This window comes from Thalassospira sp. MCCC 1A02491 (assembly GCF_001613785.1).
In the GTDB taxonomy this organism is placed as follows: Bacteria; Pseudomonadota; Alphaproteobacteria; order Rhodospirillales; family Thalassospiraceae; genus Thalassospira; species Thalassospira povalilytica.
The window spans coordinates 62,519-88,268 of sequence record NZ_LPVX01000004.1 but is presented as its reverse complement, the minus strand read 5'-3'; the positions used below and the strand labels follow the sequence as shown (position 1 = coordinate 88,268).

At 55.3% G+C, this 25,750-nt stretch carries 22 protein-coding genes; 8 read left to right on the top strand and 14 right to left on the bottom strand.

Annotation, left to right across the window (positions count from 1 at the left end; genetic code table 11):
* Nucleotides 1-46: 46 nt before the first annotated feature.
* Nucleotides 47-559 carry a GNAT family N-acetyltransferase gene (locus tag AUQ42_RS02540; RefSeq protein WP_068517387.1) on the top strand — a complete coding sequence of 171 codons (513 nt, stop codon included), beginning with the start codon at nt 47-49 and terminating at the stop codon, nt 557-559.
* 44 nt (nt 560-603) lie between these two features.
* On the opposite strand, the gene AUQ42_RS02535 is transcribed toward AUQ42_RS02540, so the two are convergent.
* The 3 genes from AUQ42_RS02535 to AUQ42_RS02525 form a co-directional block, all read right to left on the bottom strand.
* Nucleotides 604-1,101, bottom strand: coding sequence for a thioesterase family protein (locus AUQ42_RS02535; protein WP_068517386.1), 498 nt, complete (start codon nt 1,099-1,101; stop codon nt 604-606).
* Nucleotides 1,098-2,039: an ornithine cyclodeaminase family protein gene (locus AUQ42_RS02530; protein WP_068517385.1), complete on the bottom strand. Its 942-nt coding sequence runs from the start codon at nt 2,037-2,039 to the stop codon at nt 1,098-1,100. The genes AUQ42_RS02535 and AUQ42_RS02530 overlap by 4 nt, the downstream gene beginning before the upstream one ends.
* Nucleotides 2,040-2,166: 127 nt before the next feature.
* Complete coding sequence (locus tag AUQ42_RS02525; RefSeq protein ID WP_231856663.1) at nt 2,167-3,051, bottom strand: alpha/beta hydrolase; 885 nt, start codon at nt 3,049-3,051, stop codon at nt 2,167-2,169.
* Between the two features lie 165 nt (nt 3,052-3,216).
* On the opposite strand from AUQ42_RS02525, the gene AUQ42_RS02520 reads away from it, so the two are divergent.
* The gene (locus AUQ42_RS02520) at nt 3,217-3,708 is read left to right on the top strand and encodes a hypothetical protein (RefSeq protein WP_068517384.1); all 492 of its coding nucleotides are present in this window, start codon (nt 3,217-3,219) and stop codon (nt 3,706-3,708) included.
* 32 nt (nt 3,709-3,740) lie between these two features.
* Here AUQ42_RS02520 and AUQ42_RS02515 read toward each other — a convergent pair whose 3' ends face one another.
* The 5 genes from AUQ42_RS02515 to AUQ42_RS02495 all read right to left on the bottom strand — a co-directional run bounded on the left by AUQ42_RS02515 (nt 3,741) and on the right by AUQ42_RS02495 (nt 9,377).
* On the bottom strand, nt 3,741-4,811 hold the full coding sequence (locus tag AUQ42_RS02515; RefSeq protein WP_068517383.1) for a D-TA family PLP-dependent enzyme: 1,071 nt from the start codon (nt 4,809-4,811) through the stop codon (nt 3,741-3,743).
* 56 nt (nt 4,812-4,867) lie between these two features.
* On the bottom strand, nt 4,868-6,337 hold the full coding sequence (locus AUQ42_RS02510) for a M81 family metallopeptidase (RefSeq protein WP_068517382.1): 1,470 nt from the start codon (nt 6,335-6,337) through the stop codon (nt 4,868-4,870).
* A gap of 86 nt (nt 6,338-6,423) precedes the next feature.
* Complete coding sequence (locus tag AUQ42_RS02505; RefSeq protein ID WP_068517381.1) at nt 6,424-7,479, bottom strand: DctP family TRAP transporter solute-binding subunit; 1,056 nt, start codon at nt 7,477-7,479, stop codon at nt 6,424-6,426.
* A 99-nt stretch (nt 7,480-7,578) separates the two neighbouring features.
* Nucleotides 7,579-8,859 carry a TRAP transporter large permease gene (locus AUQ42_RS02500; protein WP_068517380.1) on the bottom strand — a complete coding sequence of 427 codons (1,281 nt, stop codon included), beginning with the start codon at nt 8,857-8,859 and terminating at the stop codon, nt 7,579-7,581.
* Nucleotides 8,856-9,377: a TRAP transporter small permease gene (locus AUQ42_RS02495; protein WP_068517379.1), complete on the bottom strand. Its 522-nt coding sequence runs from the start codon at nt 9,375-9,377 to the stop codon at nt 8,856-8,858. Before AUQ42_RS02495 ends, AUQ42_RS02500 begins: the two co-directional genes overlap by 4 nt.
* A 207-nt stretch (nt 9,378-9,584) precedes the next feature.
* On the opposite strand from AUQ42_RS02495, the gene AUQ42_RS02490 reads away from it, so the two are divergent.
* From AUQ42_RS02490 to AUQ42_RS02480, 3 genes are all read left to right on the top strand, one after another.
* Entirely contained in the window at nt 9,585-9,974 is a 390-nt protein-coding gene (locus AUQ42_RS02490; RefSeq protein WP_068517378.1) for a RidA family protein, read from the top strand.
* Between the two features lie 67 nt (nt 9,975-10,041).
* Nucleotides 10,042-10,926 (top strand): MurR/RpiR family transcriptional regulator, encoded by an 885-nt coding sequence (locus tag AUQ42_RS02485; protein ID WP_068517377.1) that lies wholly within the window; start codon nt 10,042-10,044, stop codon nt 10,924-10,926.
* 42 nt (nt 10,927-10,968) lie between these two features.
* Entirely contained in the window at nt 10,969-11,919 is a 951-nt protein-coding gene (locus tag AUQ42_RS02480; RefSeq protein ID WP_068517376.1) for a sugar kinase, read from the top strand.
* 12 nt (nt 11,920-11,931) lie between these two features.
* Here the strand turns inward: AUQ42_RS02480 and AUQ42_RS02475 are convergent, their stop codons facing one another.
* The gene (locus tag AUQ42_RS02475) at nt 11,932-16,368 is read right to left on the bottom strand and encodes a translocation/assembly module TamB domain-containing protein (protein ID WP_068517375.1); all 4,437 of its coding nucleotides are present in this window, start codon (nt 16,366-16,368) and stop codon (nt 11,932-11,934) included.
* Complete coding sequence (locus AUQ42_RS02470) at nt 16,365-18,443, bottom strand: autotransporter assembly complex family protein (RefSeq protein WP_231856662.1); 2,079 nt, start codon at nt 18,441-18,443, stop codon at nt 16,365-16,367. Before AUQ42_RS02470 ends, AUQ42_RS02475 begins: the two co-directional genes overlap by 4 nt.
* Nucleotides 18,444-18,744: 301 nt before the next feature.
* On the opposite strand from AUQ42_RS02470, the gene AUQ42_RS02465 reads away from it, so the two are divergent.
* Nucleotides 18,745-20,715: a GNAT family N-acetyltransferase gene (locus tag AUQ42_RS02465; protein WP_156480806.1), complete on the top strand. Its 1,971-nt coding sequence runs from the start codon at nt 18,745-18,747 to the stop codon at nt 20,713-20,715.
* Between the two features lie 31 nt (nt 20,716-20,746).
* Here the strand turns inward: AUQ42_RS02465 and AUQ42_RS02460 are convergent, their stop codons facing one another.
* The 3 genes from AUQ42_RS02460 to AUQ42_RS02450 all read right to left on the bottom strand — a co-directional run bounded on the left by AUQ42_RS02460 (nt 20,747) and on the right by AUQ42_RS02450 (nt 22,837).
* Nucleotides 20,747-21,874 carry a peptidase C39 family protein gene (locus tag AUQ42_RS02460; protein ID WP_231856661.1) on the bottom strand — a complete coding sequence of 376 codons (1,128 nt, stop codon included), beginning with the start codon at nt 21,872-21,874 and terminating at the stop codon, nt 20,747-20,749.
* A 162-nt stretch (nt 21,875-22,036) separates the two neighbouring features.
* Nucleotides 22,037-22,450, bottom strand: coding sequence for a TIGR01244 family sulfur transferase (locus tag AUQ42_RS02455; protein ID WP_068517373.1), 414 nt, complete (start codon nt 22,448-22,450; stop codon nt 22,037-22,039).
* A gap of 162 nt (nt 22,451-22,612) precedes the next feature.
* The gene (locus AUQ42_RS02450; RefSeq protein ID WP_068517372.1) at nt 22,613-22,837 is read right to left on the bottom strand and encodes a DUF2892 domain-containing protein; all 225 of its coding nucleotides are present in this window, start codon (nt 22,835-22,837) and stop codon (nt 22,613-22,615) included.
* A 185-nt stretch (nt 22,838-23,022) separates the two neighbouring features.
* Between AUQ42_RS02450 and AUQ42_RS02445 the strand changes: the two genes are divergently transcribed.
* Complete coding sequence (locus tag AUQ42_RS02445; RefSeq protein WP_231856660.1) at nt 23,023-23,763, top strand: TenA family protein; 741 nt, start codon at nt 23,023-23,025, stop codon at nt 23,761-23,763.
* The gene (locus tag AUQ42_RS02440) at nt 23,760-24,251 is read left to right on the top strand and encodes a GNAT family N-acetyltransferase (protein ID WP_082817695.1); all 492 of its coding nucleotides are present in this window, start codon (nt 23,760-23,762) and stop codon (nt 24,249-24,251) included. Before AUQ42_RS02445 ends, AUQ42_RS02440 begins: the two co-directional genes overlap by 4 nt.
* A gap of 55 nt (nt 24,252-24,306) precedes the next feature.
* Here the strand turns inward: AUQ42_RS02440 and AUQ42_RS02435 are convergent, their stop codons facing one another.
* Nucleotides 24,307-25,644, bottom strand: a complete 1,338-nt coding sequence (locus tag AUQ42_RS02435) for a 3-carboxy-cis,cis-muconate cycloisomerase (RefSeq protein ID WP_068517370.1) — start codon at nt 25,642-25,644, stop codon at nt 24,307-24,309.
* Nucleotides 25,645-25,750 lie beyond the last annotated feature (106 nt).

The window sequence follows — 25,750 nt, the reverse complement described above, 5'->3', positions numbered from 1 at the left end:
CTACAGTTTTGATCGACAGTTTCCACCATAACAAGCGCCCCACATCATGACCATTCTTGAAACACCGCGCACCATCCTGCGCGAAGCCAACCATGACGATGCCCCGTTCATCCTGCAACTACTGAACGAACCGGGCTGGATCCGGTTCATCGGCGATCGCAATATCCATGATCTTGCCGCTGCGCGCGATTACATCGATCTGCGCTTTCGCGAGAATTATGAAAAGCTGGGATTTGGAATGTGTGTTGCCGTTGAAAAGGCAACCCGAAACCCGATTGGACTGATCGGTTTTGTCAAACGCGAAACCCTTGATGCGCCCGATATCGGCTATGCCGTGACCGAGACCCATCAGGGCAAGGGATATGCTTATGAAGTTTGTTCTGCCCTGCTTGATCATGGCTGGAACACATATGGGTTTGACAAGGTTTACGGGTATTGCCTGCCTGACAATGGCCCATCCATTCACATGCTGGAAAAGCTTGGCCTGACATTTCTGCGTGATCAGGATGTCAATCTGTCGGGAGAGATGTGCCGACTTTATATGGCAACCCGCCCATAGGCCCAAAAGAAAACCCCGCATCGATGACTGCGGGGGTTTCCATTTTACTTGCGGCGAATGCCGATTTTGCGCCCGACCCCGGACGGGATCGGAAGTTCGGCATGGGCTTCGCGGATCCGGTTAAGGGTCGTCATGATATCATCGGGAAACGGGGCCGACCGGCGTTCCGCCATATTGATATGCATGGTGATGATTTCGTTGGTCGAGGCCAGCCAGCCTTCGGTGCCATGGCGCATTTCATGATACATGTGAATGCGTTTCTGATCGCAATCAAGCACCCTTGTATAGATGACGAACGGGTCATCCTGATGAATTTCCCGATCATAGGTCACATGCATTTCAAGCCCGAAAGTCGACCCGCCGCGCCGTTCGGGATAAGTATATCCCATCCCCACCGCATCAAGGAACGCCATCGATCCCAGATCAAAGGCAACGACGTAATAGCCGACATTCATATGCCCGTTGAAATCAATCCATTCCGGTTTGATTTTGCCACGAAACGCTTCGAGCGGTTCCGGGGCGAACAGATCGGCACTGATCATTTTTCGACCGCCTTTACCACGGCGACTGCGGCAAAGAAATCTTCAAGCGAATGACCGACCGATTTGAAAACGGTGCATTCCCCGTCGCTTTGGCGTCCGGAAACGTCCCCGCGGGTCAGACCGAACAGATCGCCCAGAATATCGGTGTTGGCGATCGCACCACTATTGATCGCCTGAACCACATCACCGCCTTCGGCACTGGCCCCTTCGACGCTGTCGACAAAGATCCGGCATTTTGCCATCACGCCATCATCGGTTTCGCGCATGGTTGGTTTGAAAGCACCGACCAGATCAACATGGGTGCCGTCGCGCAGCCAGTCACCGCGCACAAGCGGTTCGGTCGAAAGGGTGGCGCATGAAATCAGGTCTGCGGACTTACAGGCCGTTTCAAGATCATCAGTACCCGACGCATTGAAACCAAGTTCGGCAATTTCCGCGGCAAGCTTTGTCGCCTTATCGGCATTGCGGTTCCAGATCGTGACATTTTTGATCGGGCGCACCGATGCATGGGCCTTGATCAGTTGCGGGGCCATCGCACCCGATCCGACCATGACCATGTCAGTCGCATCCTTGCGCGCCAGATAATCCGCCGCCAGGGCCGATGCCGCGGCCGTGCGGCGCGTGGTCAGTTTGGTACCATCAATCACGGCGGATGGCTGACCAGTTACCGCATCCAGAAGAACATAGGTCCCCGAAACCGCCGGAAGATTGCGCGCCGAATTCCCCGGCACCACGGCGGCGATTTTCACCCCCGCGGCCCCGTCCTTTTGCCAGGCCGGCATGATCAGGAAAGTCGCATCATCCTCGTTGCTGCGTTCCATGTTGAAATGGCTGCGCAGCGGGGCTTCGCACCCTTGGGCAAATCCGTTGCGCAGGGCTTCGACCAGGTCCCGGGGCGATACAAATTTGTCGATATCTTCAGCAGTGATGAAACGCATGTGCCTTCCTGTAGAATTATTTTTGATTTCAGTTTGGTAGCGGACGTTTTTTATACCACGTCAGGACCGCCCCGTCACAGGATGAGCACCGGTTTTTTATGCTGTTTTTTATGGAAATTGCCGTCGTTTAGGGCAGCAGAAACCGCTTGAGATGCCCAAACAGTGACCCCGTGCCCAAAAAGACTTCTTCAAGCACGGTAAAGTGGTTTGCCCCCCACGCCTTATAGACCGGGACCTTGTGCCCGGCACTGCCGCAATAGGCGCCATAGGCATCACTTTGACGAACGAATTCCGGGCTTTCATTACCGCCGACAATCACCATCATCCGCACATCCACCGGCACCGCATCAAGCATTGGCGAGTTATCCGCCGCAGACGCCGCATCAAGCCGGATATCCTCATTCAGCGTCGTGTGACGGACCGGTTCGAGATCAAACACACCCGATATCGGAACAACGGCGGAAAATGGTGCCGGATCGCCAAGCGTTTCTTCCCAGTCATGGGTGGCAAGACGGGCCACGATTTGACCACCCGCCGAATGGCCGGAAATCGAAATGCGGTCGCGATCACCGTTAAAGTCTTCGATATGGCGATAGATATAATCAATGCAGCGCACGGCTTCGTCGGTGATATCAGCCACCGTCACATCCGGGCACAGATCATAATTCGGGCAAATCACGGTAAACCCGGCCGCGACCAGATCACGGGCGACAAAGGCGTAATCCTTTTTGTCCTGGCTGCGCCAATATCCGCCATGGAAAAACACATGAACCGGAGCCCCCGGTTCCGATGCCATGAAAACATCCATGGTTTCCTTGGGACCGTCGCCAAAGCGAACATCGATCTTGCCGCCAAGCTGGGCACGCGTTTCATCGGACAGTTTCACAAACCGTTCGAAATGGGTCATGAATTCCGGCACGGTTTCGCGCGGATTATATTGCCATTCAAGTTCAGCAGATGTGAAACCACCCCAAGCCATCGGCACCTCGGACATTGCGGGACTGAACGCCACAGGAATTGACGTCCTGTTTCGATCTTTCTTCAATTTTACCCTGTTTGCAATCACTTCGGATAAGGGATGCGTATTTTTACGCGTTTTCATACCCGATGATTGATTGGTCGGGACCGGGATGCGAAACTGATGGAAACAATTTTTATATCAACCGGATAGCACCCCATGCCCCTGCCCCGTTCCTGCCCGTTTCCGTCCACGGATACCGACCGCACCCGTATCTGGGAAATGCTGGTTTTGCGTGATATTGCGGCCTTTGTCGCCGCCGACTGGTCAATGGTTGCGGATGATTTCAAGGCAGACGGCTTTTACGCGATTGATGCCTGCAAATCCGATAATCCCGATGACTGGAAAATGATGTTTCCCGACCTTGGTGCCTATCGCGATGAATGGCTGCGCCAGGCCGTCGACGCCCAAAAGATCGACTTTGCCGAAGACCTGTTTGACGGGGTATTTCGCGCCACCCGACTTGAAAAAATCGACATCACCGGCAACCGGGCACTGGTGCGCAAACATTTCAACGGGCGCATCAAAAAAGCAGACGGCACAGAAGACCGTCTGCTTTGGAAAACCCATTATTACTGCGAAAAGCAGCCGGATGGAAAATGGCTGATTACCGGGTTTACCGGCTATCTGCCCAACCATGACCCGGCGTAAATTCCGGGCTCATCCAACATATTTTCGTTTGATTACAGAACCTTGCCGCGCGCTTCCACATCGACGGTTTGGATTGCATCACCGCGCACCAGATGCACCTGATCAAGCATATTGCTGACCACGCAGACATGGTTGGGGATGATTTCAATCCGTTCGCCAATTTCAAACGGGGTCAGACCCGCGTCAAAATGCAAAATGCCGTGTTCTTCGGAAAGCCCGACCACCGCAACATCGGTATGACCAACCACATAGCCATACCCGTCAAGTCCCAGAAGATCAGATGTCAGAACCTTGGACCCGGCATCAATGATCGCGCGGCCCGGGGCCGGAAGCGACACGATTTCGGTCAAAACACGAAGCGCACAATCATCTTCCGCACACACACCGCGCGCCATCAGCGAGCGGTCATTATAGATATAGGTACCGATACGGTATTCGGTGATATTGGCGACCTCGTGGGCCTTCCACATGTCGGGGGTTCCGCCGGAACTTCTGATCGGGCAGTCAATGCCGACCGCCGCAAGCTTGGTCATCGCATCCCCAAAGAATGCGGCAACCTTGTCACCACCCCCGGCCGCCGGATAGGTCATCAGACCGGCAAAGGATATGCCCGGAAGGGTCTTGATCTTTTGCGCAAGTTCCAGGGCCGCCTGCGGGGTCTGAACGCCGCAGCGCCCACCACCGGTATCGCATTCAATCAGGATTTCAAGCGGCTTGGCACTATCGGCAAAGGCACGCGACAGACCATTGATCACCGGCAGGTTATCGGCCACCACGCGCAGGGTTTTGACCCGGTCAAACAAAGCCCGCAGACGGGCAAGTTTGCGATCCCCCAACACGTTATAGGTCAGAAGAATGTCATCCATGCCGGCATCGGCCATGACTTCGGCTTCGCCGATTTTCTGACAGGTAATCCCCTTGGCCCCGGCATCAAGTTGCTGTTTGGCAAAGGCCGGAAGTTTGTGGGTTTTGATATGAGGGCGCAGCGCAATCCCATGCTTGTCGCAATAGGCCTGATAGGCATCGATATTCCGATCGACCGTATCAAGATTGACCACTGCACAAGGCGTATCAAGTTCGGGATATTGCGGTGAACGGGTCATGAAAAACGTCCTTTGATATTCGGTGGTGACGCGAAGGGTGCAGTGGCAATCGACAATCAGCCTGCCTTTTGGGCAAACGGATCATCGACAATCGGCCAAAGCGGACGTTTGACATGACGGTATCCGTTGGTTTTCGGATCCGACGGATAAGGACCATGCACATCGATATAGATGATCTCGCCCGCGATCTTGGCGAAGGCATCGTAGAAGTGATTGGTCGATTTGATAAACAGATATTTTTTTGATTTCGGATCGATGCCCATATTGGAAAACAGGCTGGGATCGAAACTTTGCGACCGGTTGGTGTTCAAAATGACCTCGCCCCCGCCCGGAAGTTCAATCACCGCGCAATCACCAAGCGGCACGATGCTTTGGCCAAAATACTGCCAGGCATCGCGTTCAAGCTTTTTGACCACCACCTCGGCATCAATGGGTGCGCCCGCATGGGCCCCGGTTTTTCCGCCAAAGCGCAGCGGCAATGTCGCGCCCTCGCCAGCCGAGAAACAGGTCTTTACCGCCATCGGATCCCAAAGCGTGCCAAAGGCATAATCGGAAAGCCCGCGTTCCATCACCGCACGCAGCAAAATCGTGCTGTCGCCCGGAACACCGCCGCCCGGATTATCCCAGACATCGGTCAGAACAATCGGCTGTGCATCGGATGCCAGTGCCTGATCAAGGGCGGCTTCGGGTTTAAGGAATGTCGGACGGGTGGCCCCACGGAAACCAAACAACTCAACCCCCAGGTCTCGTGCTATCTGTTTGGCTTCCGCAGGGTTATTGTTGGTGGTGACAACGACCTTGGCCCCAAGATCGGGAACGTCACCAGCCATAAATCCGTGAATGAACGATATCGACAGGATATCGCCCGTGCCTTCCATATCCTTTGCCCGGTCGATAAAGGACCGCATCGGTTCGCGTGACGTCGGCAGAACTTCGATCATGTGGCAATCAAACACCGCCTTGGTCGGGGTGATTTCACCACGCAAGGTGCGCAGGACAAGATCAACAACCGCCCGGCCGGTTTCGACAAAATCGGTATGGGGAAATTCCTTGAACGCCACGATAATGTCGGCATTGTCGACCCGAAGTGCGGTCAAATGACTATGCGGATCGAAACTGGTGCCGATCACGACATCCGGACCGACCAGATCGCGAATGCGCGAAATCAGATCACCTTCGCAATCAAGATAATCCTGGGCCACCATTGCCCCATGCAGGCCAAGGATCACGCCATCCACCGGCATGGCCGCGCGCAACTGACCAAGAACCTCGTCACGGAGTTGTTCATACGTCTCGCGGCTGACCAACCCGCCCGGTTCGGCCCAGGTTGCGGTTCCTTCGATCAGTTCCCAGCCTTCCTTGGCAGCGCGAAGACGGCCTTCGGTAAAGACGGCACTGCACAGCGTCGGTGTGACCGGATGTTGGCCGGGAGGTGCGTAAAAGCTTTCCTGAAAATCGGAAAAATCAGTTCTTAAAGGGGAAAATGTATTGGTCTCGGTTGCAATCGAGGCGCAAAAAATCCGCATGGCCCGTGCCTTTGTTATTGGTCTTATGAAATTGGAAAATGGAATCCGAAGGGGCAGAACCCTGCCCCTTCGGCAGATGGAACGGCTTATTCCATGTAACGGCTGGCGTTGGCCTTATCGACTTCCTGCTGGAACAGGTTCAGAAGCTTGACGCCTTCGTCACCGAGGCTTTCCTGAACGTGTTTGACCACGACCGGCTGGGTTGCTTCTTTGAACTTTTCACGGTCTTCAGCCGACAGTGCGGTGATTTCCATTTTGTCCTTAAGACCGGCAAGACCACGATCAGATGCCTCGATCACGCGCGAAACACCACGGCTTGCAACAACGCAAGACTGCGCAGCGTAACGAATGATTTTCTGCTGATCGGCAGTCAAACCATCCCAGAAGGTTTTCGACAGCATCATGGTGTAAGGCGAGAACAGGTGGTTGGTCAGCGTCAGGTAGCCCTGGACTTCGTTGAACTTGGCAAAGGTCACGGTCGGAACCGGGTTCATCTGACCATCGATCACACCGGTCTGAAGGCCGGCATAAACTTCACCCCAGGCCATCGGGTATGCTTCTGCACCCAGCGCCTGCATGATTTTCTGATGCGACGGCAGCGACATGGTACGGATACGGATGCCTTTGAAATCTTCAAGCGTCGCGATGGAATGCTTGGAGTTGGTCACAGCAAAGAACCCGCCGGTATCGGGGAAGCCAAGAACCTTGACGTCACCAAGGGTGCCTTCGATATCCGATGCAAGTGCCGAACCGAACGGACCGTCAAACACATCATAGGTCGATGCGTTGCTGTCGAACGCGAATGCAAGGTTCAGAACATCAATGCGCGGATAATAGGATGCCAGCGCACCGGTCGAGGTCAGCGTCGCCTGAATCAGGTCATCGCGCACCATCTGAACATGTTCGGCAGCCGAACCAAGCTGGTTGGACGGATAGACTTCGACCTTGATTTCGCCATTGGTGTCAGCTTCGACAATATTGGCAAAAACCGCGGTGCAGGCATGGGCCGGGTTTTCAAACGGGTCGGCCTTGTTGTCATGCGCGAATTTCAGAACCTTGGTTTCGGCAAACGCCATCGAGGTGCTGCCCATCAGCATCGCAGTTGCCAGGGCAGCAGCGCCCAAACGCTTTACGGTTTTCATTCTTACCTCTCCTTGATGTAACGACTTTATGGTGTCCGGCATCTTGTTTTGGTGCGCGCCCCGGCCCGGACTGACCGGGGCTGTCTTCAACCCGCTGGCCTAGCGGAAGCCAAGCAGTCGCGGTATCGCGAGTGCCAGATCCGACCAGAAGGCAAACAGGAACAACACGCCCAACTCGGCCAGAAGGAACGGCCAAAGCTGTGCAGCAATTTTTTCAAGCTTTTCACCCGTCACTGATGACAGCACGAACAGACAGGCCCCGACGGGCGGCGTCATCAGCGAGATATTGAGTGCAAGGACAAAGATGATCCCGGCATGGATCGGGTCCATCCCGATCTGAAGGGTCAGCGGAACCAGAACCGGCGCCAGAATGATCAGGATGGCATTGATATCCATCACCATGCCGATCATCAAAAGCAGCCCGACAATCATAAAGATCACGATATAGGGGTTTTCCGAGACGCCCAGAACGAGGCTTGCGACTTCTTGCGGGATGCGGTTGAAACTCAGCCACCAGCCAAGGATCGACGCAAAGGCAATGATCACAAAGATCACCCCGGTCACACGCGCGGTGCGCACCAGCATCTTGAAGAAATCCGCAAAGCTGAGCGCGCGATAGATGAACACCCCGATAAACAGCGCATAGCCGACGGCAACTGATGCCGCCTCGGTCGGTGTGACAACCCCGCCAAGGATCCCCCCCAGAATGATCAGCGGCATGATCAGGGCGGTAATCGATGATTTGAAAATCTGCCAGATTTCCAGAAGTGTCGCCCGGCGTTCATTTTTCGGCAGGTTCTTGGCACGTGCAGTCACGGCAATCACGGTCATGCAGATCAGACAGATCATCAGACCGGGCAGGATCCCCGCGGCAAACAGACCACCGATCGAAACCCCCATCAGCGACCCATAAACCACCATCAGGCCTGACGGCGGAATGGTCGGGCCGATGATTGATCCGGCCGCAGTAACCGCACAGGCATAGTCGCGGCGATATCCGCGTTCAACCATCGCTGGCACAAGCGTCTTGCCAAAGGCCGCCGCATCCGCGGTCGCAGCCCCGGTCAGACCGGCAAAGAAGACCGATGCCAGCATGTTGGTATGGGCAAGACCACCGCGCATATGCCCGACAAGGGCCTGGGCGAATTTGACCAGACGGCTGGTAATGCCGATATGGTTCATGATTTCGCCGGCCAGAATAAAGAACGGCATGGCAAGGAACGGGAATACGTTCAGACCGTTAAACACCTTGCTTGGGCCCTGGGACAGGAACATCCCCCCGCCCATGTCAAACAGGCCGACAACGCCCGCCACACCAAGGGCAAAGCCGATCGGCATGCCCAGAACCATCAGAATAACAAAGATAATGGCGACGATCATTCTGCGCCCTCCGCAAGATCAACCGGGATGAAACGGCCCTGATCACGCAAGGCAACAAGAAGAAGCTGGATGGCTGCCAGAAGTGCCGAAACCGGCACTGCGGCATAGGGAAGTGCGAGCGACATGCCGAAAATCATCGCCTGTCGGCGCATGCCGCCTTCGGCAAAACCAAATCCGTAGATCGCCAGATACAGGAAGGCTGCAAGCGCAATCAGATCGACAAGAAACAGGATGGTGCGCTGGATCGGCATTGGCAGGCTTAAGACAAACATGCCGATGCCGATATGTTCGCGGCGCGCAATCCCGGCCGAAATCGCCAGAAGTGCCGCCCAGATCATCAGATAACGGGCAAGTTCTTCGGGCCATGGCAATTGCCAATGGAAAATGTATCGGTCAATAACCCCAAGCCATACATCCAGAACCAGAACCAGCATCAGAACCGCGATCACGCGTTCGACACCCCAGTTCAGGCCACGGCTTAACATTGCTGCAATGGTTTCAACACGGCGTAATGCCATCTTCGCCAAACTCTCCGCTGATGAATCTTTTGTGTATTTTTTCTACATATTGAGTATCATTTTGTAGCTTGTCTACACATTTTTGACATTAAAAGTACAATTTTTCGGCTATTGACCGAAATTTGAAACTGATTTAGGTAGTTAAACTACATTTTAAACAGGATATTGTTTTTACAACGATCCATCAGCCAAAGCAGGGAGTTTTCAATGGCGATCAAACATTATGGCAATGAACGCAGCGGTGCCGGCGGACAGAAATTGCCGTTTTCACCCGCAGTTCGCGCAGGCGACTACGTCTATATTTCCGGTCAGGTCGCAATGAAGGAAAATGGTGAAATCGCCTATGGCGGTATCGAAGACCAGACCCGTCTGACCATGGAAAACGTCAAGGCCGCACTGGCATTGGCCGATTGCACGCTTGATGATGTCTTCAAGATCAATGTCTGGCTGGCTGATACCCGCGATTTCTGGACCTTTAACCGCGTTTATGCCGAATTCTTCCCGGGTGAGCGTCCTGCACGTTCCACGGTACAGTCCCAGATGATGGTTGACGCAAAGATTGAAATTGAAGCTATCGCCTACAAACCGGAAAAGTGATATTTCCCAAAGGGGTGCCAATTTTGGCACCCCTGCCCGACCTTTGAAACAGAACCGGACAAGACCCATGCAACCGACGGCCGACATTATCAGTTTGCTGCGTAACCAGTCGGGTGAGTTCCCCAACCGGGAACAGCTGGTTGCCAATTATGTCAGCGAGAATCTGGAAGCGGTTACCACGATTGCCCTTTCCGATCTTGCCAACAATGTTGGCGTCAGCGAACCGACGGTCATTCGTTTTTGCCGGACACTGGGGTGTGACGGGTTCCGTGATTTCAAAATGCGTCTGGCGCAGAACCTTGCGGTCAGTATGCAGTATCTGACATCCGAAGACATTTCGGATGACACAACAGATGCAGACGTTCTTTCAAGTCACGTTCTGGGCGTTATCATCGACAATTTGCGCCTTCTGCGCGAACAGATTTCATCAAGCCAGGTCGATCAGGCCGCCGACATTCTGGTCAAGGCCCGCCAGATTGCGTTTTTCGGCGTCGGGGGTGGTTCGACCACCGTGGCGTTTGATGCTGCCAACCGGTTTTTCCGCCTGGGCATTCCGGCACAATCGCAAAGTGACGGCTATTTGCAACGCATGCTGTCGTCAACTTTGGGGCCCGACGATGTGGTTTTCGCCATTTCGACCAGCGGTCGCCCGACCGAGCTGATCCATTCCGCCGCCATTGCCCGGCAATATGGTGCCAAGGTCATCTCGCTGACCAATCCTGACAGCCCGCTTGCTGCGGAAAGCGATCTTGTCATCGGGATAGAGATGCCTGAAAACCCCGATATCTATAAACCCACGGCAACACGCCATGCGTTTCTGGCCACCATCGATGTCATTGCCACCGCTGTTGCGCGCCGCATGCCAGATCAGGCAAAAGAAAAGCTGCGCCGTATCAGATCATCCCTTCTGACGGTCAATCTGCCGACCGGGCGCCAGCCCATCGGGGACTAGGCGCGCCCACCAAATTTATCTGCCCCGCACAAAGGTACCCCCATGCCCCAGATCGCATTTATCGGTGAATGTATGCTTGAACTTTCCGGGGCACAGCCCGGGTCTGTTTTCGGCGCTGCAAAGCTTGGCTTTGCCGGGGATACGTTGAATGCCGCGACCTATATGGCGCGCACCAGCCGCCTTCTTGATCCGGCACAATCGGGGATGGCTGCCTATATCACGGCACTTGGTCGCGATGCCTATAGCAATGCGATGATTGCGGCCTGGCAGGCCGATGGCATTGCGACCGATCTTGTCCGCCAGATCGACGGCGCCCTGCCCGGTCTTTACACCATCCAGACCGATGCCACCGGCGAACGAAGCTTTTCCTATTGGCGCGATCAGGCCGCCGCCAAACAGGTTCTGGCGGGCGGACATGACCAGACCATCAAAAATGCCTTTGCGCGCTTTGACGGGTTTTATCTGTCGGGGATCAGTCTTGCGATCCTTTCGCCTGCTGATCGCCAGAACATGATCAGGCTTGTCGCCGAATATGCCGATCAGGGTGGTAAGGTTTACTTTGATACCAACCATCGCCCGCGCCTTTGGCCTGATGCAAAAACCGCAATCGATATCTATCAGGCGATTGCGCCATATTGTGACACGGCACTTCCGACCTTTGACGATGATGCTGCCCTTTTCGGGGATACATCCGTGCAACAGACGGGCCAAAGATGGCTTGATGCCGGTCTGCGCGAAGTTGTGGTCAAATCGGGCGGTGCGCCGACCTATTGGTGCAATCGTGACGGACAGTCGGGCTTTGTTTCCCCGCCCGTGATCAACGACATTGTCGATACAACATCGGCCGGCGATTCCTTTAACGGGGCGTTTCTGGCAGCACGGTCACACGGCAACAGCATCGAAGACGCCATTGCCGTCGCCCAAAAGGTCGCAGGAAGGGTGATTTGCCGCCACGGGGCGCTGGTTGATATCAGCGACCTGAAATTCGGCTAAGTTCGCCCCGACCTAGTAATCCAGCCGATACTGAACACCCGCCTTGCTGTCGATTTCGGTGGTTTCGCTGGTCACGCTGATATTTGGTGTGACTTCGATTTCGACTTCAACCCCGCTTGATCCCGGTGTTGATCCGGCCCTGGTGCCGACATAGACCCCCTCGGTCAGGTATTTGCCGACCTTGACCTCAGGCCCGTTTTCACCGCCCCCGACCTGAAGCACATCGGCACCAATAAAGCGTCGGACACTTCCGACCACATCAAGCCCACTGCCCCCGCCTGAAAGCTCGTTCACCGCACTGGCCAGCTGCACGGCTTCGACAGCACTCAGGCTGCCCTGGGATTTGCCAAACAGGACCTGGGACAGAATTTCATCTTCGGGCAAGGACGGCACCGACGTCAGAACCAGTTCCGGATCGCTTGACGGCCCCTGGAACCCGGCGGTGACTTCCAGATCGGCCGTGCTATAGACGCCTTTGATATCAAGCATCGGATCGGGTGGTGATCCCCCGGCAAAGGTGATTTTGGAATCCTTGATGACGAATGTCTTGCCGATGATATCAAGCTGCCCGCGCAAGGCGGACAATTGACCGACAATGCTGGGATCATCGGTGGTGCCCGAAATTTCAAGACGCCCGCCCCATTCGGAGTCAAGCCCCTTGCCGCGCACAAACAGACGGCCGGGAATATCGACAGTCACGTCAAGATTACCGGAAAAACCGTTATCCTTTTCAGCTGCCTTGCGGGCTTCTTCCTTTTCTTCCTCGTCTGGCAGATTGGCGACTTCGATCGTCGGAACCGATTCCGGCAGCGCGAGCGACAAATCCACCTCGCCACGCTGAACGGTAACCGTGCTTTCGATATCGGCACTTTCCTGATTGCCGGTAACCTTGGTGTCAACATCGGCCCAGAATTGCAATTCATCGACCCGCGACAGGGCGAAATTGCGCAAGGTGGCGGTTACGTCATAGGCCGCCTCGCCGCCATCCTTCATCGTCAGGTCAACCGATGCATCAAGTTTGCCGTTGCCGCCATCAGTTGCGGTGATTGACGGGATCGAAAGCCCGTTCTGATCAAATTCGCCCGCAAGCGTAACCTGTTCAAGGATCGTACCATAAACAAGGTTCTCGTAATGCCCGTCAGACAGGCCGAGATTGCCTTTCCAGCCGATATCATCAAGTGTTCCGGCAACATCAAGTTCCAGATTGATCGTGCCCGATACCTGATGATCCGGCGCCGGCACATAGGGCCAGAATTCGGCAATTTCGCCATTCATCCGCACACTTGCCGATACCGGTGCGGCAAGATCGGGACTGAAATTCTGTGCAAGGACCGAAACCGCAAGCGGGACTGTTCCCTGCGCCGACAGGATTTTGACATCGCGATTGCCAAGATTGGCCGTCCCGTTAAGGATCCCCTTGGCAAGATCAAGGTTAAGAACCATTTCGAACGGCTCCATATCCTTGACCGTGTTTGCGGTAATGCCACTGATCCGACCTTTGACCGCGGCCACGGGCAAAGTGCCCTTGGTCTCGCGCAAGTTGGCCGACAGATTTGCAACACCGCTTAGCCCGTCATACCCGGCAATGCGGCCCCATGGCCCCAGATCGACATCATCAAGCGAAAGGTCACCGGCTATTGATTTCTGACCTGCTTCCTGCGCAACCGTTGCCACCAGACGACCGGACCCGACGGTTACATCAGCATCCAGATTTTGCTGACCGTTCGCTGCCATGACAAATTGCAACGGACGGCGCAGTTTGATGGTCTGGTCACTAAGCGCAAAGTCGAACTTGTCCGCGACCACACGGATATCATCCCCCAACCCGATATTCGCAGCCAAATCCGCCGACATCGGGACATTGCCCTGATAAAATCCGGTCGTGTTCATCGTGACGTCAAAGGCATCCAGCCCACCCATAATCCCGATGGTAACGTCATCAATGGCGACGGGTGAAAAGACGATATCCTTGCCATCAATATCGGCCTTGATATCGGGCTGGGCAAAGGCATCACGGATTGTCGCGGCGATATTCACATTCTCGATCATTGCCGGATTGCCATCGGGCTGCTGATCAATACGCAACCCTTTGGCCAAGGCCGACAGCGTGACGGTTTGAAGCCCGTCTTCCGGCACAAAGCCGATATCGCCACTGATCGTTCCATTGGCAAAGGGCACCCCGAAATCGCCAAGCATTTCGGCATCAAGCTTGGTTAGCTCAAGACTGCCCTTCATCGGGACGGCATAACCCGGCAGAACAAGTTCGCCGCCCAGATCCAGAAATTCACCGCGCAACAGAATGTCGCTGATCAACAGATCATTTTCCGGCAGGCGCACATTCGCCGCGATGTCATAGGCATGCTTGCCCAGATTGAACGAACCGCTATTGCGCAGCGCCAATACCGCCTGATCAGGCCATGACATGCGGCTCGATAACACAACATTATCAATGCGCTGGCCGCCGGCTTTGACATTTGGCACCCGCAGGTCAATCTGACCAGGCGGGGCGGCAATATCCCCGTCCAGACGCACTGAAAGCTTTGCCGGTGCAATCGTCACCCCGATATCGGGTGGCACCGTACCCGGCGCGACATCAAGATCGACCGTAACAGCAAGACGTTCGAATTCGTTTGTGATGTCGACTTTGACCGGTCCTTTGAGCGTTGCCGCATTTACCACATCCAGATCAACCATCAGATCAAGATTGGGCAGGAGTGCAACCTTGCCAGAAATCGTCGGGGACGGTCCGACAATCCGGTCAAGATCGGAAATCCCGAACGTGGTTTGCGTGCCCGAAACCGTCACATCACTTTTCAGACCGTCCTGTTCCGACCAGCTCAGATTATCGAGCGTAACCTGCCCCTGCCCGCCAAGATCAAGACCGGAAATCGGCGCAAAGATCGACAGATCGGCAACATCACCGACCAGCTTTGCCCTGTTAAGCGAAAATGTTTCATCAATTTCAGCAGAACCGTTAACCGACATTTGCGGCGCAGTCAGCACCAGCTTGCCGACTGATATCCTCGAAAAATCCGGATTTACCAGCGCATCGAGCGAAAGTTCCTGATCCGCACCCAAAAATGCACCAAGATCAATGTCTTGCCAGACGGTGCCCGACGTCGATGCATCAAGGCTTGCCGCAACCGGCCCGTCCCCATCAGATGCCGGCATGTTGGCGCGCACTTGCATGCGTGCGATCGTCGAAACCGGTGTTGCAACATCCTGACCATCAATCGCAACGACAAGACCGGGCATGGCAAGATCGCCATTGGCCTCGACCGACAGCGCAACCTGCCCCCAGCGTACCACATCATCAAGCAGTCCGGACAAGACCGGATCAATATCGCCATCCAGCCGTGCGGCAATCAGGTTTTCAGCCAGATCAAGATTTGCACTTGCCGACAGATCAAGCACATCTGCCATCGCCACCGTGATGCGATGAAGGGCGAGTTTTTGATCATCCGCATTGAATGCCCCGCCAATGCCAAGGGCAATATCCCCCCTTAGCGGTTCGGGCAAATCACCGGAAATACGGTCAAATGACTGAACCCCGCCATCCAGCGAAAAGGCCAGAACATCGGATGACAATTGCACACCGACATCGCTGGTCAGCGCCGCATAACCGCCTGCGGTCAGTTCAAGTTTACCATTCCAGTCATCGGCCGGGCCATCCCCGGCAAGCTTGATGCGTACATCGGGTGCAATATCGGGCGTCACCCCCGCAAGGGTCATGACCACACCTTCGCGGCCCAGTTCCCCGTCAATTCTGGCCGACAGTCGCTGTTTGGGACCATCAAAATCAAGATCGACATCAAGCTGATCGCTGCCACCATCAAGTGGCTGCAAATTCACCGCAGCTGTTGCCGAAAGATTGGTGCCGATCGCGCCATTGGCCTTAAGGCTGTATAAAAATCCCTTGCCCGAAACCGGTTCAACCAGCGCAATTTCGCGAAGATCAATCGCATCAACCGACACAGCAAGCGGCAAACTGAACCCGCCACTTTCATCGGGTGTTTCGTCATCGGGGGTATCGGGAAGACTGCCATCAGGAAGCACGATGCTGGCCGTTTGCAAACCAACTTGATTGATTTGCAATTTCCCGCCCAAAAGGGCCAGTGGCGACCAGTCAAAATCGACCTGGTCAAGACCCAGGTGAAAGCCGTCTGCCGCGCGTTCCATTCGCAGACCATCAAGTGTCAGCCCGGTCCACACGCTGCCCTCGATCCGGCCAAGCTCAAATGAACTGTCGGTCGCAGCTGAAACCGTTTCATTGATCATCGGCGTCAATGCACGCAACACCGGTCCGGTCCCGGCAATTCCGACAACAGCAGCCACGGCAAGGACGGTGCCGCCAATACCAAACGCACCGTAACGGGCCCATTTCAGGGCTGGTTTACGGCGTTCATGTTCATGCGGCTTATTCTCTGACGGAAGTTCAGACCTGGTCAAAATGCCTGCCCCAGACTGATATAGAATTGATAGTCATCATCGACGTTTTCACGCTTATCAAGTGGCACGGCAACGTCAAAGCGCAATGGCCCGACGGCGGTGTAATACCGGAAACCGAGACCGGCCGCCCATAACAGGGAAATGTCTTCGGGTTCGCTGCGCGCATAGACATTGCCGCCTTCGACAAACGGCACGACGCCGAAACTTTCGGTGACCCGGGCACGGAATTCAAAACCGAGTTCAAGAACCGAACGCCCGCCAAGCGGATCATGATCATCATCAAGGGGGCCGACTTTCTGATATTCATAGCCACGGATCGACCCGCCGCCACCGGAATAATAGCGTTTGTTCGATGGCAAATTGCCGCGTTCCTCGCCAATGATTGTCCCGGTCCGCGCCCTTGCGGCCAAAACATAATCCCCGTCATCATCAATCGAAAGATATTGCGACCCGGACAGCGACACCGATGTGAAATTGGTATCATGATCGGTCAGCCCCATATAGGGCGACACATTGATTTCAAACCGCGTTCCGCGCGTGGGATCAAGCGGATTGTCCGTATTGTCATGACGCAGGATACCGCGCAAACCGGCAAGGTAGAATTCCTCGTTCGGGGAATCCGACCCGGTCAGGTCGGAATATTCCGCCGTCACACCAAGGGTCGTCGACCAGTTTTCACCAAGTGGACGTTCGACACCGACAAAACTGTCAACCGTTGCACCCTGATAGGCATCGGTATCATTGTTTTTTGCATTCGCCTCGGCCACCAGGGCCTGTTTGCGTTGCAGGAATTGCGGCTTTTTGAATTCCGCACTTAGACCCTGTTCAAGGCTTGAGGCATCGGCACCAAGCCGCAACCGTTCGCCGGCACCGAACAGATTTCGATGTTCCCAGAATGCGTTGGCGCCCGGGCCATCCGCGGTCGAAAAATCAACCCCGCCGCCGATTGACCGCATTTTGCGTTCGACCACATTGATTTCAACGGGGATCTCGCCGCTTTCGCCGACCGGGCCTGCGACCTTGACGATCACACTGTCAAACAGGTTGGTCTGCGCCAGATCGCGCCGCGTTTCGCGCACCCGTTCGGGACTGTATTGTTCGCCGGCCCGCCAGCTGCGATATCCCGCGATGAAATCCTGATCGACCTCGTCTGCACCATTGACCGTGACCGCGCCGAAATTGGCCTTTGGCCCGGTTTCAAAGGCATATTTGATCGAAATGGTTTTCTGTGCGGTATCGGCCATCACCGTGCGCTTGGTCGCCTTGACCAGCGGATAGCCCTGATCACGCAGGATATCGACACCGAATTGTTCACCAAGAATGATCGGTTCCGCCGTGGCGCGCTGACCGATTTGCAGGCGGGTTCTTTCAAGTTCGGCATCGGTTGCCGGGCGTTCGACGACTTCGTCCGGGCGCACAATCACTAGGTCAACCGACGCAATCAGATATGGCGCACCGGTATCGATCATATAGGTCAGAACAAGCGGTGTGGGTGCGCCATCGCCATTCTCACCATTATTACCGTTATCACCGTTTGCACCATTGTCGCGGTTATCAGCTTCATCAACCGTGTCTTGCGATGCGGTGCCATTCACCGTGTCATTTGCGGTGATATCATCATTTTCATTATTATCGCTGCCCGCCGGATTGCCGTTTTCTTCGACGGGCGCGTCATCACCGGTTTTTTCGGTGATCTCGAACGTGATCTGGCCGTCATAGAATCCGTTGGATCGCAGAACCGCCTGGAACCGTTCAACATCATCTTCGGCCCGGCGTTGCAGTCCGGCACGCGAAGCGGTCGGGCGTGACTGCAACCGGCGCGCGGTACTGACCGCGTTCAATGCCTCGATCAGCTGTTCTTCATGATCGTCAATGCCGGTCAGTTGCACCTCATAGGGGATGGTGGTGCGCAGATCAGCCGGGGCTTGTGATTCGCCATTGCCAAACCCGAAATCCAGCCCGCCAATTCCTTCGTCAGATGAGCACGCAGCCAGCATCGTTCCCGCCATCAAGAGCGGAACGATCGCAGCAGATCGCCCATATGATCCAAATTTGCGGCGGATGCGGCTTGTCAAACGTCATATCCCTTGTGCTTTGTGTCCGGTCAGGTGACGCCAGTTAACATCGTTTGGCGTTCTTTTATACCCTTTGATCCCATCAGGGATTGTTGCAAACAGAATTGTTGTTATTTTCAAAACAGCGAACTGAAAACACCATATTTTCATTCATCTTACAGGTCGAGTGTCACCTGTGCCACTTCCCATGAAAAAATGGCATGGCTGTGAACAATATTCGCACTTGTGAGCTTTTTGGTTTGAGCGTACCGGGAGTTGCGCGCAACATATGCATCACATCCAATCGCAGGAGGTCCGTCTCGTGGCTTCGACCCAGACCAATACCGTCATTATTCGCAACGCAGTACGTGCCGACCTTGATGGGCTTTGCGCCCTTGAGACCGCCAATTTTCAAAGCGACCTGATTTCGCGCGCCTCTTTTTCGCGCTTCTTGCGTCAGGCATCTGCGCGTCTGCTTGTTGCGGATGCCGGCGATGCCGATAAACCGGCCATTGTCGGATACGGATTGCTGCTGTTGCGGGCCAATGCGGTCGTCGCCCGGATTTACTCGCTTGCGATTTCACAGGAATGGCGCGGAAAAGGTCTTGGCACACAGCTTCTGGCGGGGCTCGAGAATCTGGCAATGGATGCCGGTTGCCATCGTATGCGCCTTGAAGTGCGGGTTCAAAACGACACCGCGCGCAATCTGTATGAGCGCCACGGCTATCAGAAGGTCGCCGATCTTCCGGGCTATTACGAAGATGGCGGTGACGGCATTCGCCTTGAACATGCGCTCTATGACGGCCAGACCGATGTCACCCCGGCGGTTGCCACCGGTGCACCACTGATCCTTGTTGATCGCCTGTCCGATCAGCGTTTTGCTGTTTCGGGTGCGCGCGTCATGCGGGTGCGTGACTATCTTGCGCTTGATCACGGGGTGCGCAACCGCCGTGTGATCAACCTGTGCCAATCCTATGAATATCTGTCGCGCGGCTATTATTGCAGCCTTCTGGCTGCTGCGCGTGCCGAACGTGTCATTCCCGAGGCAGATGTGCTTCTGGACCTTAACTGGAAACGTCTTCAGAAAACCGCGCGTTCGGAACTCAGCCCGCAGATCATTGATGCGCTGGCAAAATCCGGCCATGGCCCGGAACAGGCACCGGATCATATTGATGTCTATTTCGGGCGCACCGCCGACAAACGGTTCCGCCAGATCGCCGAACGGGCATTTGACCAGTTCCGCTGCCCGATCCTGCGCCTGCATCTGAACAAGCAGGACCGCAAGATTTTGCGCGAAATCGAAGCCCCGTCCCTTGGCCAGCTTGATGACAGCAACCTTGCCGAATTTGAAGCAGCCCTTCGCGCCTATTTGCGCGGACGTGTGCGCAAGCAGGGCAACGTCACCCCGCCGACCGCACTGGTCGCGATCCTGCATGACCCGGACGAAGTTTTGCCGCCGTCAGACAAGGAAGCATTGGCAAACTTTGTTCAGGCCGCATCCGATCTTGGCGCCAAGGCCGAACTTATCACGGCCAAGGATTTCCATCATCTTTCGGAATTTGATGCACTTTTGATCCGCGAAACAACGGCCCTTGATCACCACACCTATCGCTTTGCCAAACGCGCGGTAAAGGAAGGCATTCCGGTGATTGATGATCCGGACTCGATGCTGCGTTGTACCAACAAGGTTTATCTGGCCGAGTTGCTGCGCACCCATCGTATCCCGGCCCCGAAAAGTGCGATTTTTGACAAGCGCCGCATTGCCGAAATCGGTCAGCAATTCAGCTTCCCGTCGGTTCTCAAGGTTCCGGATGGCTGCTTCTCGCGCGGGGTGCGCAAGGTGAAATCACCCGAACACCTTAATGAAGTCGCGACCGAGATGTTCAAGAACTCGGAACTTCTGGTCATTCAGGAATATGTCGAAACGACCTTTGACTGGCGTATCGGTGTTCTTGGCGGCGAGCCGATCTTTGCCAGCCGCTATTTCATGGCGCCGGGCCACTGGCAGATCGTCAAACATGAAGATGACGGCAAAAGCTTCGAGGAAGGCGGGTTTGAAACGCTTGCGGTTGAAGATGCGCCCGCCGATATCGTTGCAACCGCCCTTGCCGCGGCCCGGCTTATGGGCGACGGACTTTATGGTGTGGATGTCAAGGAAACCCCGCATGGCCCGATGGTGATCGAGGTGAACGACAACCCCAATGTCGATGCCGGGGTCGAGGACGTGGTTCTGGGCATGGAGCTTTATCGCCGCATCATTGCGCATCTTCTGGGCAAGATTGCCCGCCCCTGAATTCTCAATCGCACAATAAAAAAGGCCGGGTTTACCCGGCCTTTTTGTCTATGAAGACGGCGGCTTGCAGCTTGTCGCGCCCGTATCTGGCCATCAGATCAAACTCGTTGCGCAGGATCGGCACCGACAAACAATCACTGCCATTAAACGGTTCGTGATCATCGCCGATGTCGGGATCACTCACATAGACAAACCGGTCATCAAAGCCCGACACCACGACCCAATGCGGGATCTTGTCACCGTAAATGCGGTACTGGCTGATCAGGACCAGCGCCATCTTGCCCTGTTTGGCGCGTTCTTCGATTTCGGCCACGCCAAACGGTCCGGTCGTCACCACAATGCCGGCATCCTGGGCCTGACGGGCAAAATCATAATGCACCAGTTCGACCACTTCGCGGTTTTTGGGTTTGCGCACCGTATCAACAAAAAGCGGCCCGTCGCGGCTGCTTAGCACCTCGGCACCAAATCCGCGACGATTGGCCGCCAATGCCAGCCCCAGCGGACCACATCCGCCGTGGCCCGATGTCATGAACACGGTGGTTGCTTCGCGCCACAGGGCAATTTCCAGATTGCGATCAAGTTCAAGTGACGGATCAAGCGCATTCATCGCCATCATCAGGGCCGCCGGGCCACAGGTGAATGGCAAGGTCTGGTGATAGAAATGAATGGGGGATGGCAGACGCAGGGCATTGGGCACCAATACCTTTTCCATGCGCAACGCGTCGGAATGATCGGGATAATAATCCGGATAAAGCGCAAATTCGCGGTAACCCGCCGCATGAAACAGCGAAATGGCGCGATCATTTTTCTGACTGACTTCCAGACGCAGGATTGGCGCACCGAAATCAAGACTGAGTTCTTCGGCCCGGGTGATCAATTGCTGCCCGATCCCCTGCCCGCGCCATTGCGGCGATACCGCCAGGGAATAAAGACGGGCAAGCGCGACATTGCGCCGGAAAATCACCAGCGCATAGCCAACCACGCCGTCATCGGTGCAGGCAACGCACAGACGCGCGGTTTCGCTTCCGACAAAGCGTTTGAATGCGCGCCGGTTCAGCCGGTCAATTTCAAAGGATTGATCTTCAATTTCGCACAGCGCATCAATGTCGCCAGGCACGGCCAACCGGATATCAATTTTGGCCTTTTCACGCGTATTCAAAGTCACACCCACAGCAGAAAATCTGACACACGGTATCATACCGTCCTGTCATATCGACATGATTTGCAAAAATGCGATAGTGCAATTTTGGCAGGCGTGCCGCGCATTTATGCGATGGGGACCGTTCCCATCGCATAAAGGTCAATAAACGGACAGCCGCACTTAGGCGCGCGCAGCAATGCGCGGCAATAGCGGCGACATGTCATAACCGGCATCGGATGCAGATTTGATAATGTCCTGAACCGGCAGATTTCCGGCATTGGCCAGTGACCACAGGATCGTGCAACGCGTGCCAGTCCGGCAATAGGCAAAGATCGGCTTTTCCGCCGCGGCAAGATTGGCGGCAAATGCGTCGGCATCGGCGTCCGAAACATTGCCACTTGCGACCGGCTGGAAAATTGCCTTGATGCCGGCGGCTTCGGCCTTGGCGGCAATCTCGGCAAAGGATGGCTGGCCCGGGTCTTCATTATCCGGGCGGTTACAGATGATGGTCTTGTAACCGGCCTTGGCAATCTCGTCGATCGCATCAAGTGGCAATTGCGGGGATACCGTCAGGTCGTCGCTCAGGCGTTTCATTTTTCTGTTCCGTTATGTCTTGCCGATGGCGTACCGCAATCTGCCCGTCAAAACGGACATGCGCAGAACACCTTAACTGATACGGATGCCACTATAGCGCGGTCGTTGCAACCGCTTGAACAGAAAATTGTCATGTGCAGAAGACTGACAGCAACCCGCACGTTATTTCGAAAGCGGACAGGTCCGAACACCCAGCAACAGATAAAGCGGGCAAAACCGGAAGGCCGCGGTCAATAACATGACAATCCCGGCTGCAACCATCACCCAGCCGAATGTCCCATAGGCCACCATCCCCTGTTCGGGTGTTGCCATAATCAGCGGCAAGGCAATCAGAAACGCACCGACACAGGCACGCAATACACGATCAATCATCCCGACATTTGCCATGACATCCTCCTTGGGCCGTCGCAGTAAGATCACACGAGCATTATATCACTATGTATTGATTTACATTGATAATGATCAATTGGCGGCCAATTCGAAGACATGTGATTTGGATTATTGCCCTTATATGAGCGGCATGTAAAAAGGGGAAAAATCAAAACACATCAAAACACATCAGGAACCGTGCCGTGACGATCGATATCCCCCAGCCTGCTGCGGCTTCATCCGCCCCGGATTATCCCGAATGGAAGCACGCCAACCCGGACGGCAGATTTTCAGATTGGCTCAAGGCATCGGTTGCTGAAAACTGGAATCGCGTCACGCATCATCCCTTCACGGATGCCTGGGGTAAGGCGGCAATCCCCAAACGCAATCTTGAAAACTATCTTATTCAGGATCATCGCTTTATCGACCGGTTTGTTGCCCTTCTGGCTGCTGCGGTATCGCGCGCCCCGACATTGAAGGACCGCATTCCCGGCTGCCAGTTTCTGGCTCTTCTGACCGGGGCTGAAAACACCTATTTCGAGCGATGCTTTGTCGCACTTGGCGTTACCGATGAAGCCCGCGCAACACAGCCCGACTGGCCTGCCACAAGCGATTTCAAACAATTGATGGCCGATGCTGCCAATGGTACCAGCTATGCCGATATGCTGGCCGTACTTGCCGTGGCCGAAGGCACCTATCTTGGCTGGGCGGACCGGGTCAACCGGTCCCTGACAGAGCGTCCCGAGGATTTCTGGTATGCCGAATGGCTTGATCTTCATGTCGGTGCGTATTTTGAAAGTGTGGTTGGCTATCTGAATGATCAGCTTGATCAGGTTGGCCCCACCCTGTCGGCATCGGACCGCAACGGCTGCCTTTCGTTCTTTGCGCGGGCAACGGAACTTGAAGTCCGGTTCTTTGATACCGCATGGGGATCAGCGCAATGATCACCATTCGCCGGTTTCGCGACGAAGATGCCGCGACAATGACCGACATATATGCCCGGGCGGTCGCCGAACTCGGCCCGAAATCATATGGCCCGGAACAGGTGGCGATCTGGGCCAGCCTGCAACCAAATCCCGATCAGTTCAAAAAACTGATGACCGACGGGCGCTATTGCCTGGTCGCCGTTGATCAGAATGATCGTGCGGTTGCCTTTGGCGATGTTGAACCCGATGGCCATATCGGATTTTTATATGCCAGCCCCGATGTGGCGGGAACCGGGGTGGTTGCCAGCCTTTATGGTGAACTTGAAAACGCCGCCAATGCGCAAAATATCGGCAAGCTCTATTCCGAGGCCAGCGAACTTGCCAAATCCTTCCTGCTTAAACAGGGATTTTCCGTGGTCGAGCGGCGCGACTTTGAAATCAATGGCGTTCCGATCCACAATTATGCTGTTGAAAAGCGCCTGCGCAAACCGGGCCAACCCGCATAAAAAAGGCTGCCAACGGTCCAACGCTGGCAGCCTTTTGAATTTGAAACCGGTTTGATCAGTCCCGCAATCCGCGTTTGGCCGTTCCCAGAACACGATCGATGAACAAATCCGCCTGCCCGACATAGTTTGCAGGATCGCCGACCTGTGCCCAGTTTACCGGCGCGTCGGTCAATTTGGGCAATTCATCAAACAGGTTCGACCCGTTTGCCGATGATTTGGCAATGGCGTCCTTGACCAGCTTGTCCGCGGCATCACGCCCGATATGGTCGGCAAGGGCAAAGGTCGCGGCTTCTGCCAGCATCGCCCCGCGCGACAATTCAAGGTTTTCGGCCATGCGCCCGGTATTGATTTTAAGGTCCGGCACCATATCGACGGCCTGCGCCAATGCCGTTCCCGCCGCAATAATGATCTGCGGCAAGGTCAGCCATTCCAGAAGCCAGCTTGATCCGCAACGTTCATGATCATGAAGCTGTGACTGGCTGAAAACGCCAAGTTGCCCGGCATTGAAGCGTGCCAGTGTCACAAGCATTTCGGCCTGCACCGGGTTGGATTTATGGGGCATGGTGGATGACCCGCCGCCCTTGCCCGGCTGGACTTCGGCGATTTCCGATTGCGCCAGCAAAACAAGATCCTGACCCATTTTGCCAAGCGCGCCGGTTAACGCTGTTAACTGGCTTGCGAAATCCACCAGAACATCACGCTGCGCATGCCAGGGCATGTCAGATGCCGGAAGATCAAGTTCCTCGGCCAGGTTGCTTTCGACATCGGCGGCCTTTGCCCCGATTGATGCCAGCGTGCCCGCCGCCCCGCCAAAGGACAGACGCAACAAATCCGCCGCCAAGCTGTCGATCCGCCGGTCGATCCGCACCAGCGGAGCCAACCAACCGGCAGCCTTTAAGCCGAATGTTGTCGGAACAGCCTGTTGTGAACGGGTGCGCCCGATCATCACGGTCTTGCGATGTGCATCGGCATGGGCCGCAAGCGATCTGGCCAGTTTGCGAATGCGCCGGCGGATGATGCCGATTGCATCGCGCAACCGCAATACCAGTGCGGTATCAACCACATCCTGACTGGTGGCACCGAAATGGGCGAACCGGGCATCTTCACCGCCAATCTCGGCCTTTAACGCCTTGACCAGGGCCGGGACCGGCACACCGGCACTTGCCGTTCCCGCCGCCAAAGACGCCGGGTCCGGATTGAAATCGCGGCAAACTTCGGCAATCCGTGCGGCACTTTCCCCCGGAATGACACCTGCGCGGGCTTCTGCCGCGGCAAGGGCAGATTCAAAAAGCAACATCGAGGCAATCTGTGCCCGGTCATCAAACAGGGCCGCAATTTCCGGATCGGAAAACAGCCCACCAAGCAGGGCCGAGTCAAAAGGCGAAATCGTCATCAGGTCAAATCCACCATGGTAATCAGGTGCGAATTCATAGTGTCGCGCTGTGCAACGGGTTGGTCAACAACGCAAAAAGAAGCCCCTGCCCGTTCAGAAACATCTG

What these genes read in the sequence shown, in the direction of transcription:
- AUQ42_RS02540 (WP_068517387.1), top strand. Translation starts at nt 47, where the DNA reads ATGACCATTCTTGAAACACCGCGCACCATCCTGCGCGAAGCCAACCAT.
- AUQ42_RS02480 (WP_068517376.1), top strand. Translation starts at nt 10,969, where the DNA reads ATGCCCCAGATCGCATTTATCGGTGAATGTATGCTTGAACTTTCCGGG.
- AUQ42_RS02520 (WP_068517384.1), top strand. Translation starts at nt 3,217, where the DNA reads ATGCCCCTGCCCCGTTCCTGCCCGTTTCCGTCCACGGATACCGACCGC.
- AUQ42_RS02450 (WP_068517372.1), bottom strand. Translation starts at nt 22,837, where the DNA reads ATGGCAAATGTCGGGATGATTGATCGTGTATTGCGTGCCTGTGTCGGT.
- AUQ42_RS02500 (WP_068517380.1), bottom strand. Translation starts at nt 8,859, where the DNA reads ATGATCGTCGCCATTATCTTTGTTATTCTGATGGTTCTGGGCATGCCG.
- AUQ42_RS02490 (WP_068517378.1), top strand. Translation starts at nt 9,585, where the DNA reads ATGGCGATCAAACATTATGGCAATGAACGCAGCGGTGCCGGCGGACAG.
- AUQ42_RS02435 (WP_068517370.1), bottom strand. Translation starts at nt 25,644, where the DNA reads ATGACGATTTCGCCTTTTGACTCGGCCCTGCTTGGTGGGCTGTTTTCC.
- AUQ42_RS02530 (WP_068517385.1), bottom strand. Translation starts at nt 2,039, where the DNA reads ATGCGTTTCATCACTGCTGAAGATATCGACAAATTTGTATCGCCCCGG.
- AUQ42_RS02510 (WP_068517382.1), bottom strand. Translation starts at nt 6,337, where the DNA reads ATGCGGATTTTTTGCGCCTCGATTGCAACCGAGACCAATACATTTTCC.
- AUQ42_RS02505 (WP_068517381.1), bottom strand. Translation starts at nt 7,479, where the DNA reads ATGAAAACCGTAAAGCGTTTGGGCGCTGCTGCCCTGGCAACTGCGATG.
- AUQ42_RS02440 (WP_082817695.1), top strand. Translation starts at nt 23,760, where the DNA reads ATGATCACCATTCGCCGGTTTCGCGACGAAGATGCCGCGACAATGACC.
- AUQ42_RS02485 (WP_068517377.1), top strand. Translation starts at nt 10,042, where the DNA reads ATGCAACCGACGGCCGACATTATCAGTTTGCTGCGTAACCAGTCGGGT.
- AUQ42_RS02455 (WP_068517373.1), bottom strand. Translation starts at nt 22,450, where the DNA reads ATGAAACGCCTGAGCGACGACCTGACGGTATCCCCGCAATTGCCACTT.
- AUQ42_RS02535 (WP_068517386.1), bottom strand. Translation starts at nt 1,101, where the DNA reads ATGATCAGTGCCGATCTGTTCGCCCCGGAACCGCTCGAAGCGTTTCGT.
- AUQ42_RS02515 (WP_068517383.1), bottom strand. Translation starts at nt 4,811, where the DNA reads ATGACCCGTTCACCGCAATATCCCGAACTTGATACGCCTTGTGCAGTG.
- AUQ42_RS02495 (WP_068517379.1), bottom strand. Translation starts at nt 9,377, where the DNA reads ATGGCATTACGCCGTGTTGAAACCATTGCAGCAATGTTAAGCCGTGGC.